Genomic DNA, 12,675 nt, shown 5'->3' with positions numbered 1-12,675 from the left:
CAATAAGATAAATCTGTATGATTGGGAAGAGGTTTCGATCTCTTCCCTTTTTTTGCCAATGATAATTATACTCTAAGTATACCAAATACTATAAAAACACTTGATTTTCATCAGATAATCTCATTAAATTGTAGTAGAAGCGAATAAGCTAAACTCCAGAGCAAAACAGTTAAAATAGATACGAAAACTTCCATGGAGACAAGGCGAATGAGAAATCCTGTTGAAAATATCAGTTTACTGCAAAAGCAGATCAATGATCTGCAGCTTGAAAATCAAATCCTGAAAAACATTCTGAACCGTTCCGGGATTTCATATACACATGAAATTGCCCATATCAGTGAGCCTGAAAGTGCAGAGGAATACGATCCGGATCAGGGAGCGCGGATTATCCATCCGAGACAGATTACAGAGGAAATGGCGAATTTGTTCTATGCCAGATTTTGGGGACGGCAGGATGTCTATGCGAAGAGAAGCGAGAAAAAAGGAACAGGGGAAGCTGGATATTATACGCAGTGCCATAATCGCTGGGAGAATATCTGCCCCAAAATGCGTCATGAGAAAATGAACTGCAAAGACTGCCCTCACCAGGCATATAAACAGCTTACCATAAAAGATATACTGGCTCATTTGCAGGGAAGATCCTATAATGGCTCGGATGTCATTGGTGTCTATCCCCTGTTGAAAAATGGGACATGCCGCTTTCTTGTGTTTGATTTTGACAACCATGAGAAGGGTGCTGAAAAGAAGGACTTTGCAAATACGAATGAGGCGTGGCTGGAGGAAGTGGAAGCCATGCGGACTATTTGCGGTTTAAACGGGATTGATCCGCTTGTTGAACGGTCCAGATCCGGCAGAGGAGCGCATTTGTGGATGTTCTTCGACAAACCGCTCCCGGCAGCGCTGGCGAGGAGGTTTGGCTTCACTTTGCTGGAAAAAGGGGCAGAGCAGGTTAATTTGAAATCGTTTAAATACTATGACAGGATGCTTCCGGCTCAGGATACCCTTCCGGAAGGCGGTCTGGGCAATTTGATTGCGCTTCCTTTACAGGGAAAAGCTTTGCAGAAAGGAAACAGCGCTTTTGTTGACAGCAATTGGAATGTTTATCCGAACCAGTGGGAGGTTCTTTGGAGCAAGCCACGGCTTTCTGCCCGGTTTATAGAAACGAAAATAAAGGAGTGGGCGGCACCTAATATTACAGAAGCAACGGATGATGCTGAAAGGGCAGGAGAACGGGAGCAGCCGTGGAAAAAAGAAAAGCCGTTTCGCCGTGAGGATGTGAATGGGAAATTAAGCCTTGTCTTATCAAATGGTATTTATATAGACAGTCTGAATTTGAAAGCAGCTCTCAAAAATCAGATCAGACGGCTGGCAGCCATAAGAAATCCGGTTTTTTATAAAAATGCGGCAATCGGCATGTCGAACTTTGCTACCGCTCAGTGGATCTATCTGGGAAAGGACCATTTGAGCGGATATATTGAAATTCCGAGAGGTCTGCAGGACAGATTGATCGAGAAGATAAAAGAAGCGGATATTCCCTGTGAGATAAGCGATGAACGTCAGTGCGGCAGGCAGATTCATGTTACATTTAGAGGAGAATTAAGGCAGGAGCAAAAGCCGGCGCTGGAAGAAATGATGAAATACGATAATGGAATTCTCCAGGCGGCCACAGCCTTTGGGAAAACAGTTGTATGCAGCGCAATGATCGCAGAGAAGAAAGTGAATACGCTGATCCTCCTTGAATCCTCTGCCTTGCTGGAACAGTGGAAAGAGGCGTTGGAGAAATTCCTTGATATAGATGAAGAGTTTCCGGAGTATAAAACGAAAACCGGGCGGACGAGAGTGAGAAAAAGTCTGATTGGGAAACTGCAGGGAGCGCATGATTCCATGACTGGAATTGTGGATATTGCCATGGCGGGCTCATTATGTAAAAAGGGGGAATGGCATCCGCTGCTTGACCAATATGGAATGGTCATTGTGGATGAATGTCATCACGCAGCCTCGGATACGATCGCGGAGGTACTGCAAAAAGTCACTGCGAAATATGTATATGGTGTTACAGCCACACCAAAGCGATCGGATGGATTGGAAAAGATCAATTACATGCTTCTTGGCCCGATCCGATATAGTTATTCTGCGAAAGAAAAAGCAAAAGAGCAGGGGATCCCGCATCTGGTGTATCCAAGATTTACAAGGGCAGTACTTCCCAGAGGTATTACTACAGAAAAGATGCATCCCAATGAAGCGTATGAAATTCTCCGGCACAATGAAGCGCGAGATGAACAGATCCTTTCGGATGTGAGAGAATGTATTGCAGCAGGAAGAACACCTGTGATATTGTCCAAATATAAAGATCATTCAGAAAGACTGTATGACCAGATGAAAGGGTATGCAGACAAAGTCTTTCTGATGACTGGAAACAATTCAAAGAAAGAGCATAAGCAGATCCGTGAGCAGCTGCGGCAAACCGCTCCAGGGGAAACACTGGCATTGGTTGCCACAGGCAGTCTGATCGGCGAGGGCTTTGATTTCCCGCGCCTTGATACATTGATCATGGCGACGCCGGTTTCCTTCCGAAGTGTAGTTGAGCAGTATGCCGGACGTCTGAACCGGAACTATGATGGAAAGAAGGATGTGATCGTATTTGATTACGTTGACAGTCATATTCCAATGTTTGAGAGAATGTATGGGAAAAGGCTGAAAGCATACAAGCAGATCGGATACGAAATATGCAGCGGATTGGCTGGTGAAAAGCAGGAAGCAAATGCCATTTTTGATGGTGATGATTATAAAGAAGTATTTATGAGGGACATGCTGGAAGCAGAACAGCGGATTGTGATATCCAGCAGTACTATCAGCGCAAAAAGGATCTATGAAATGATAAATATGTTGAAAGAAAAGCAGGCGTTGGGAACAGAAGTGACAATCGTTACCTGGAATCCGGATGACTATGGCTTTGGCGATGCCGCGTTTTGGATGCAGCTGCATGAGGATATGCGTCAGGCTGGATTTTTCATCAAAACAGTGGAAGAGTCCTGTGAAAATTTTGCGGTTATAGACCAGGAAATTATCTGGTATGGAAATATCCATTTGTTGGGTAAAGAAAAAGCCGAAGACAATATTATGCGAGTGAAGGACAAAAATATTGCGGCAGAATTAATGGAACTGACATTCAAATCATAAGCAAGCTGCGGAGGTGACCCCATGGCATACAGTGAACTTATAAAAAACTTCAACCGGATCCGCGACTATATGCGTGAATTCTATGTTTACGGCTTTAAGAGCAGGGACGAGTACACCCAGAAGAGCGCCCGCTCCTACGACGATGAGCGGCGCCGCCTGGAGAGCTGGCTTGGGGACTACATGCAGTTCCGCCAGACTCCTGACGGAAAAAATGTTTTTATCTCCGTGGACAGCCGCACATCCAGTCATAATCCCCTGTATAAAGCCTGGAAGGCAAAGAGCTTCACTGATGGCGACATTACTCTTCACTTTATTATTTTTGATATCCTCTGTGACCCCGGGGTGAGTATGACGCTGGGGGAGGTGATGGAGAGGATAGATGACTATCTTTCCGGATTTCGTATGCCCAGGACGTATGATGAGTCTACTGTGAGAAAGAAGCTGAAGGAGTATGCGAAAGAGGGGATCATAGAGACGGAGAAAAAAGGGAGAAGGCTGGTGTACCGGCGGGCGCGGACGGACTGTGAGCTGGACAGGGATATGCTGGACTTTTTTTCCGAGACGGCGCCCTGCGGCGTCATAGGGTCCTTTCTGCTTGACAAGCTGGACGAGCGTGAGGATTATCTGTCATTTAAGCACCATTACATTACCAGCGCAATGGACAGTGAGATCCTCTGTGAGCTGTTTGCCGCTATGGGCGAGAGGAGAAGAGTGATCCTGGAGAATATGAACCGCCATACGGGGCGGGTCACGGATAATCCCGCAGTTCCCCTTCGGATCATGGTCAGCGTCCAGAGTGGAAGACAGTATCTGATGGCCTACTCAATTCCGTTCGGTGGGATCTCCTCTTTTCGGATCGATAATCTGATTTCTGTAAAAATGGATAGGGTTGAGGAGCATTTTGAGGAAATGCGGGCGGAGCTGGACAGGATGCTTCCTCACATGTGGGGAGTCAGCACCCAGAACCGGTCCGGCCAGCCTATGGAGCATGTGGAGTTTACAATCCGGTACAGGGACGATGAAACGCATATTCCCCTGCGTCTGGAGAGGGAAAAACGGATCGGCACGGTGGAGCATCTGGATGGAAATACAAGCCGCTTTACCGCGGATGTATATGATGCCAGTGAAATGGTTCCGTGGATCCGCACATTTATCTGCCGGATCGTCAGTATCCACATTTCTGACAGAGAACTGGAAGAGCAGTTCAGGGATGACATCAGTGCCATGTACGAGCTCTATGGACTGGAAGGCGGTGAAAAGAATGATCTTCAGTGAACTGTACAGCGCCTACTACAATACAGTGGCGGCTGTACTTGCAGAGGCTGTCAGACACCCTCTTACGGACAGCGAGCTTCGTGAGATAATCGAGCAGCACGCATTCAGGGAGAGTGCCCTGAGCATTATTCCCGCGCTGAAGGAGGAGAGATGGCAGCTCATAAGGGCGGACGGGACGACTCCCATACAGAGAAAGCCGGATATGCCGTTGACGATGCTGCAGCGGAGATGGCTGAAGTCCATCGCCATGGATCCCCGCATCCGTCTGTTTGGGGATTTCGGGTTTGACTTCCCGGAGGCCGAGCCTCTCTTCCGACCAGAAGATATCCTGGCCTTTGACAAGTACAGCGACGGCGACCCCTACGGAGATGAGACCTACATAGCGAATTTTCGCCTGATCCTGGATGCGGTCAGGAGGAAGTATCCGCTGCGTATAGAGATGACAAGCGGAAAGGGGGAGCTCCTGTCTGTGTCAATCTTTCCGGAGTCTCTGGAATACTCGGAGAAGGACGACAAATTCCGGCTGACCGGGACAGAGGGGCAATATGCCAGTACAATCAACCTGGGAAGGATCGTTGGCTGTCGTCCCGCAGAGGAGCCTGCAAAATGCGGGGGACGGGTTGTGCGGACCAGACAGCGGAGAGTTGTGTTCCAGCTGGTGGATGAACGGAACGCGCTGGAGCGGGTTTTGATGCATTTCGCCCATTTCCGGAAGCAGGCGGAGAAGACAGAGGACGGCAGATATCGGATTACTGTGTATTATGACAAAGAGGATGAGATGGAGCTGGTGATTAGAGTGCTGTCCTTTGGTCCCCTGATCAGGGTGACGGAGCCCCAGCGCTTTGTGGGGCTGATCAGGCAGAGACTCATAGAGCAAAAGAGCTGTGGACTTTGAGGTTCGCAGCTTTTTTTCCGTGATAAAAGCGGGCGGGGGAAGTAGAATGGCATTGTAAACAAAAGGTACAACAAAAAGGCACCCACAGCAAAGAGAGGATATCGCGTGATTTTTTTATATATATGGTGCCTTGTTTAAAAGAAAAGTGAAAGGAAGAGGAGAGAAGTCATGCTGGATTATATCAGACGGGAAGCCAATACAACTGAGACTGAAAACGGCGCGGCCGCATATGCCACAAGCGGTTCTGACTGCCTGGATCTTTATGCTTCCATTGGCGCGCTCAGACGGGAGAGCGATGAGGAGATCACGGCCCGCTTTGTGCGCGCGTATACGGAAAATGCAGATATGGCGATGAAACTTCTCTTCTTTGCCAGGGACGTCAGAGGGGGATTGGGAGAAAGGAGAGTTTTCCGCACGATCTTTTCGTGGCTTGCCAAAAACGAGCCGGGATCTGTGAAAAAGAATATCGCTTATGTGGCAGAATACGGCCGCTTTGACGATCTTCTCGCCCTGATGGGCACTCCCTGTGAAGAGGAAATGCTTGCCCTTCTCAGAAGACAGTTTGACGAGGACATGAGACTTCTCGCCGCAGGCGAAAATGTCTCTCTGCTTGGGAAATGGCTTCCTTCTGTCAACGCTTCCAGCAGGCAGACGGTCCGCAATGCCAAAAAAGTGGCCAGGGCCTTCGGCATGAGTGAGGCGGCTTACCGGAAGGCAGTTTCAGCCCTGCGCGGCCGGATACATATCATCGAGAATAATCTTCGGGAGAAGGACTATACCTTTGACTATGAGAAACAGCCCTCCAGAGCGCTGTTTAAATACAGACAGGCGTTCATCAGGAACGACAGAAAGAGATATAATGCGTTTCTTACCAATGTCGCTTCCGGCAAGGTCAGCATGCATGCGGACAATGTGTCCCCCTACGAGCTGGTGGAGCCTTTTCTTTCCTGGGAGAACTGGCACTCTGGCCGGGAGTCCTTTCTCGGAGAACTGTCACCGGAGGAGAAAAATGCCCTGAACGCTACGTGGGAGTCTATGCCCGACTTTGGCGGGAAGGATAATGCCCTTGCGGTCATTGATACCTCCGGATCCATGTATTGTGACGGGAGCCCCCTGCCCGCAGCCGTGGCCCTGTCCCTTGGACTGTACTTTGCGGAGCATAACAGGGGCGTGTTCAGCAATCATTTCATCGAGTTCTCTGACACGCCGCAGCTGATCGAGATCAAGGGGGAAACCTTTGTGGATCGGCTTCGCTATGCAGCCACCTTCTGCCAGGTGGCCAGCACAAATCTGGAGGCGGTATTTGACCTGATCCTGGAGACGGCAGTTAAATATAATGTCAGGCAGGAGGATTTGCCGGCAAAGCTGATCATCATCTCCGATATGGAATTTAACTTCTGTATCAGCAATGCCTCTGAGACAAACTTTGAACATGCGAAGAAAAGCTACGAAGCGCACGGCTACAGGCTTCCGGAAATTGTCTTCTGGAATGTTGCCAGCAGAAACCGCCATCAGCCAGTTACTATGAATGAACAGGGAGTCGCGCTGATTTCCGGAGTGACGCCCAGGCTTTTCTCTATGGTTGCAGATGGAAGTCTTTCGCCTTATAAGTGTATGATGGAGGTGCTGGAAAGCGAGCGCTATGCGAAAATAGTGGCATAGCGCCCGCCAGGTAAAGAGCCGGCGTGCCTGTGAAGGGAATGAGATTATGCTTGAGATAAGAGGAAAGGTAAATACCGCTATCTGTTATGCCAGGACGATTGAGGAGAGTGCGGTCCGGCAGATCCGCAGGATGTGCGACTGTCAGCTGACAGAGGGCAGCCGGATCAGGATCATGCCCGATGTACACGCGGGAAAAGGCTGTGCCATCGGCACTACAATGACCGTGGAGGATAAGGTCTGCCCTAATATTGTGGGGGTTGATATCGGTTGCGGGATGTATACGGTAAAGCTGGCAGAACGGGATCTTGATTTTGTGAAACTCGACGAGGCCTGCCATTACATTCCCTCTGGCATAAATGTATGGGAGAGCAAGACGGAGAGCTTTGATCTGGCCGGACTGCGCTGCGGTTGTTCGCTTGGGTTTGTGGATAGGCTGGAGCGCTCGTTTGGAACGCTGGGAGGGGGCAACCATTTTATTGAGGTAGACAGATCCTCTGACGGAACCTATTACCTTGTGATCCACTCCGGGAGCAGAAATCTCGGAAAGCAGACAGCGGAGTTCTATCAGAGACTTGCGGAAGACCTCCACGCTGGCAGGGAGGACTACTCTATAAAGAGAGAAGAAACCATCCGCGCTTACAAGGAGGAGGGAAGAGCCTCGCAGATCCAGAGCGCCCTCAGAGCTCTTGAAAGGGAATACAGGGAAAAGGTATCGGATGTCCCGGGCGACCTTTGCTGGCTGCATGGCACTTTTTTGGAGGACTATCTCCACGATCTTGAAATCTGCCAGAGATTTGCCCGCGGGAATAGAGAAAAGATGGCGGAGGTCATACTGGAGAGGACGGGGATGACAGCTGTGGATGCCTTTCACACAGTCCACAACTATATTGATACGCGGGAAATGATCCTGAGGAAAGGGGGCTATTGCAGCCCATGCCGGTGAAAAAGTGCTGATTCCCATCAATATGCGGGATGGTTCCGTGCTGGGGGGGCAGGGGAAATCCCGAGTGGAATTACTCTGCCCCGCACGGCGCGGGAAGGGCTATGTCGAGAGCCGCGGCCAGGCAGTCCCTGAGTCTGGATGAATACATGGCTTCCATGGAGGGGATCTACACAACCTCTGTAAATGAGCAGACCATCGATGAGGCTCCCATGGCTTACAAATCCCTGGAGGATATTGTTGGCCTGACAGGTGAGACGATTGACGTCATTGATATACTCAGGCCGGTTTACAACTTTAAGGCGGCCGGGGACGACCCGCCGTGGAGAACGAAAAAGTAAAGCTCCGCGAAAAGAAAGGATTGACAAGCACACCATACAGCAGTTATAGTAAAGTATACATGTGTCTTGACACATGTATACTTTACTGCGTATTAAGGAAAAAGAATGGGAGTTTGTTATGGAAAAAGTAAAAGCCTTTCTGGAACGGAAAAATATTGTCATCTCTGCCAGGCGTTATGGCATAGATGCACTGGGCGCCATGGCTCAGGGACTGTTTTGCTCACTGCTTATCGGCACGATCCTGAATACGATTGGCAGCCAGTTTCATGTCGGATTCCTCACGGCCCGGATCATCGCCATCAACGGTATGGGATACACGATCGGAGGCATGGCCTCCTTTATGAGCGGCGCGGCTATGGCCGTGGCCATCGGCTATGCCCTGCAGGCGCCGCCTCTTGTGCTGTTTTCGCTGGCCACAGTGGGCTATGCCTGCAATGCTCTGGGGCAGGCCGGCGGCCCGCTGGCGGTTCTCTTTGTGGCTATCATTGCGGCCGAGGTGGGAAAGGCTGTCAGCAAGGAGACAAAGATCGACATTCTGGTGACGCCCATTGTCACCACACTGGTGGGCATCGGGGCCGCCTGGGTTATCGCATCTCCTATCGGACTTGCAGCCAGCGCCTTCGGCCAGCTCATCATGCAGGCCACGGAGCTGCAGCCCTTCCTGATGGGGGTGATCGTGTCCGTGCTGGTGGGGGTGGCGCTGACGCTGCCTATCTCCTCTGCGGCTATCTGCTCCGTCCTGGGACTGACAGGACTGGCTGGCGGCGCCGCTGTGGCGGGCTGCTGCGCCCAGATGGTGGGCTTTGCGGTTATGAGCTTCCGGGAAAATGGTCTGGGCGGTCTGGTGAGCCAGGGGCTGGGCACCTCCATGCTGCAGATGCCCAATATTGTCAGAAATCCCCGCATCTGGATCGCCCCCACGGTGGCATCGGCCATAACCGGCCCCATCGCCACCTGTGTGTTCCGGCTGCAGATGAACGGCGACGCCATCAATTCCGGCATGGGAACCTGCGGACTGTGCGGACAGCTGGGCGTCTGGACCGGCTGGATCGCTCCCAGCGAGACGGCCCTCGCGAACGGAGCCGCGGCCATGTTGCCCTCCGCCTTTGACTGGATAGGTCTTATCCTGATCTCCTTTGTGCTTCCCGCCATACTGGCCCCGGCCATCAACCAGGTGTGCCGCCGGCTGGGCTGGGTAAAGGACGGAGACCTGACCTTGCAGTAAGGCTGACAAAAGCTGAAAATGGAAATCAAAAACGGCGCTTTCACCTCAGGTGGAAGCGTTATCTTTTCTTTTTAAAACATTGACACATCCCGGGGAAAAAGAGTATAGTTATCTGTAGGACATAGCAATGGCGCTTCAGCTTTGGGCGAAGTGCCTGTTTTTTTATTATGCGGGAAGAGACTCAGGTTCTTCCCGTCTGGAGGTGCGGTAAATTAATGGACAGTTGTATCTATGAAAACGGAAAGATTTTTACATCGGACAGTGACCAACTGTACGGGGAGGCCATGCTTGTGGAGGACGGCCTTGTCCGGAAGGTGGGAACGAGAGAGGAAGTGGAAGAAATGGCGCCGGCGGGATGTGCCCGGGTGGATCTTGGGGGCCGCCGGGTGATCCCGGGATTTGTGGACGCCCATATGCACCCTGTCATGCTGGCGGACTTCAGCAGGCAGATCTCAGCCCTGCCGCCGAAAATCCACTCTATTGAGGAGCTGGTGCAGGCAATCAGGCAGAAGAGAGAGGAGCAGGGGCCGGACGGTTGGATCCAGGGCTGGGGCTATGATGAGGGCAAGTTCGCGGAGAAGCGCTCCATCACCCGCTGGGATCTGGACCGGGGCTGCAGCGATGCGCCGGTATCCATCATCCGTACATGCGGCCACATTCGCTGTGTGAACAGCCGGGCCCTTGAGCTGGCGGGCATAGACAGGAATACGCCGGATCCGGATGGGGGAGAGATTGAGAGAGATGAGAATGGAGAGCCCACAGGCGTGCTGAAGGAAAATGCCAGAAACCTTGTGACTCCCTTCATGCCTGTGCCGGAGAGGGAGGAGAAGGTTGAGAACCTGGCTGAGCTGGGCCGGCTCCTCACATCCCAGGGCATTGTGGCTGTGACAGATATGGGAAATCTGGACAGCGGCGACAACTATCCTCTCTACCAGGAGGCGGCGGAGAAAGGCTTCCTCCAGGAGGTGGGCGTGTACTACATGTGGGATTTCTTTATGGATGACCCGGATTTTTGTATTCCCAGGGAGCGTTTTGACAGGGGGCAGCAGATCTTTGTCTCCGGCCTAAAGCTCATAGGGGATGGCAGCGTGTCCGGACGGACCGCCTGGATGGCAGAGCCCTATCTGGGAACGGACTCCTGCGGTATCTCTGTGTGCAGCGACAGGCAGATGGAGACAGCCATTTGGTTCTGTAAGGAAAATCACTGTCAGCTTTCCATGCACGCCATGGGCACAAGGGCCATTGCAAGAGTGGTGGACCGGGCGGCCAGGGAGGAGAAGTGGAACGACGGGCCGGAGCCCTATGTACGGGTGGAGCACATCACAGACCCCGCAAAGGACAGCGTTCGCAAGGCGGCAGAGAAGGGCATTGGTTTTGTCACCCAGCCTATTTTCATGTATGCGGAGATCGAGAGCTACCTGAATAACCTGGGACAGGAGTGGATGAAGAGATGCTACCCTGTGAGAGATCTGCTGGACAGCGGCGTGAAGCTCTGCTTTTCCACAGACGCGCCGGCCACATCCTGGGCCGTCCCCTCAGATCCCTTTCCCAATATCAAGGGAGCGGTGACCCGACGGGCCTGGGACGGAACGGACTGCGGACAGGATCAGGCAGTGGACGTGGAGACAGCCATCATCCTCTACACAAAGGAGTCCGCTGACATGGTGGGATTTGACAGGCTGGGACAGCTAAGAGAGGGTTACAAGGCGGATTTCCTTGTGCTGGATCGGGATATACTGGAGATCCCCGCCGAGGAGATCGACCAGGTGCAGGTGGATCAGACCTACATAGGCGGCCGCTGCGTGTACAGCAGAAATACAAGACGGAAATGAGAGAGAAGGAGAGATACACATGTTTAAAATGCCAGAATATGAAGCCCCGGATTTTTCCGCGGAGGAGCTGAAAAACGCGCCGGATGCCCGGTGGGAGGCTGTGGAGAAGGACGGCGTGGCGCCGGAAAACTATCACAGTACGTCCATGTACCCGGAGTATTTTAAGCTGAACGGCGAGTGGCTGCTTCCGGCAAGATCCAGGATGGACTCCAGTGTGGTCTGGGCTCAGGACGGAACCCTGAAGGTGGTGGAGAACAGAAACCTGAAGAAGGGAGACCGGGTGATCCTCGGCAGGACCGAGAGGGGCGAGGAGGGGATTTACCTCCACACAACAGGCTTTGAGAAAAAAAGAGACGCGTCAGAGGATCAGTTCGTGTTCCGGCAGGGTCGAAGCAGGGAGACCTCCTATGCCAGAGACTATGACAGGCTGTTTGAGCTGCTGAAATACGAGCGGGAGCACGGAAATGTGGTCTGGGTCATGGGACCTGCCTTCTCCTTTGACGCTGACGCCAGAAAGGCCATGTCGGCCATGATCGACAACGGCTATGTGGACGGCCTGATGGCCGGAAATGCCCTGGCCACCCACGACCTGGAGGGGGCCATGTTCCACACGGCTCTGGGGCAGGACATCTACACCCAGAAATGTCATCCCAACGGCCACTACAATCATCTGGATGTGCTGAACCGGGTGAGGAGGAGCGGCTCCATCCCCCAGTTTATAGAGGACTATAAAATTGACAACGGCATCATTTACAGCTGTGTGAAGAATGACGTGCCCTTTGTCCTCACCAGCTCCATCCGCGATGACGGTCCCCTCCCGGAAGTGATCGGAGACGCCTACGCTGGACAGAGCGCCATGAGAGCCATGGTAGAGAAGGCCACCACGGTCATCTGTCTGGCCACCATGCTCCACACCATTGCCACGGGAAATATGACTCCCTCCTACACCGTGACAGAGGACGGAACCGTGAGGCCTGTCTTCCTGTACACTGTGGACGCTGATGAGTTTGTGGTGAATAAGCTGCTGGACAGGGGAAGCCTTTCCGCTACCACCATTGTGACCAATGTGCAGGATTTTATCTCCCTGACTGTCAAGGGCCTGGGGCTGATGTAGGAGCATGCCGTACATATAAAAAACGAAGGCTCAGATCCCCTTCTCTTCGAATTGTGGAGAGAAGGGGATTTTTGTTGCTATAGCAACAGACTTTTTCTCGCCCTTATCCTATATTACCTATTGAACAAATCATTAAATAAGACTAACTATTAAAGAAAGTCAAGTAAAAAAGTGGCAACGACTTTTCGTTGCAATCAGTACCTTGAAAACT

General features: G+C 51.8%; 7 protein-coding genes and 1 pseudogene. All 8 read left to right on the top strand.

The window, feature by feature from the left end:
• The first annotated feature begins 207 nt into the window (after nucleotides 1-207).
• Nucleotides 208-3,180 (top strand): DEAD/DEAH box helicase family protein, encoded by a 2,973-nt coding sequence (locus tag FGQ86_RS15690; RefSeq protein ID WP_138305079.1) that lies wholly within the window; start codon nucleotides 208-210, stop codon nucleotides 3,178-3,180.
• Between the two features lie 21 nt (nucleotides 3,181-3,201).
• Nucleotides 3,202-4,455, top strand: a complete 1,254-nt coding sequence (locus FGQ86_RS15685; RefSeq protein ID WP_138305077.1) for a WYL domain-containing protein — start codon at nucleotides 3,202-3,204, stop codon at nucleotides 4,453-4,455.
• Nucleotides 4,442-5,350 (top strand): WYL domain-containing protein, encoded by a 909-nt coding sequence (locus FGQ86_RS15680; RefSeq protein WP_138305075.1) that lies wholly within the window; start codon nucleotides 4,442-4,444, stop codon nucleotides 5,348-5,350. The genes FGQ86_RS15685 and FGQ86_RS15680 overlap by 14 nt, the downstream gene beginning before the upstream one ends.
• A 168-nt stretch (nucleotides 5,351-5,518) precedes the next feature.
• Nucleotides 5,519-7,012, top strand: a complete 1,494-nt coding sequence (locus FGQ86_RS15675) for a DUF2828 family protein (protein WP_138305073.1) — start codon at nucleotides 5,519-5,521, stop codon at nucleotides 7,010-7,012.
• A 46-nt stretch (nucleotides 7,013-7,058) separates the two neighbouring features.
• A pseudogene (locus FGQ86_RS15670) lies at nucleotides 7,059-8,293 on the top strand (RtcB family protein).
• Between the two features lie 118 nt (nucleotides 8,294-8,411).
• The gene (locus FGQ86_RS15665; protein WP_138305071.1) at nucleotides 8,412-9,518 is read left to right on the top strand and encodes a PTS sugar transporter subunit IIC; all 1,107 of its coding nucleotides are present in this window, start codon (nucleotides 8,412-8,414) and stop codon (nucleotides 9,516-9,518) included.
• A gap of 215 nt (nucleotides 9,519-9,733) precedes the next feature.
• On the top strand, nucleotides 9,734-11,350 hold the full coding sequence (locus FGQ86_RS15660; RefSeq protein ID WP_138305069.1) for an amidohydrolase: 1,617 nt from the start codon (nucleotides 9,734-9,736) through the stop codon (nucleotides 11,348-11,350).
• Nucleotides 11,351-11,369: 19 nt separating this feature from the next.
• Nucleotides 11,370-12,464 carry a hypothetical protein gene (locus FGQ86_RS15655; protein WP_138305066.1) on the top strand — a complete coding sequence of 365 codons (1,095 nt, stop codon included), beginning with the start codon at nucleotides 11,370-11,372 and terminating at the stop codon, nucleotides 12,462-12,464.
• Nucleotides 12,465-12,675: the final 211 nt, after the last annotated feature.

This window comes from Clostridium sp. BSD2780061688st1 H5, from assembly GCF_005845155.1.
In the GTDB taxonomy this organism is placed as follows: domain Bacteria; phylum Bacillota; class Clostridia; order Lachnospirales; family Lachnospiraceae; genus Claveliimonas; species Claveliimonas intestinigallinarum.
The sequence above is the reverse complement of the archived record's forward strand: the minus strand, read 5'-3'. Positions and strand labels throughout refer to the sequence as shown.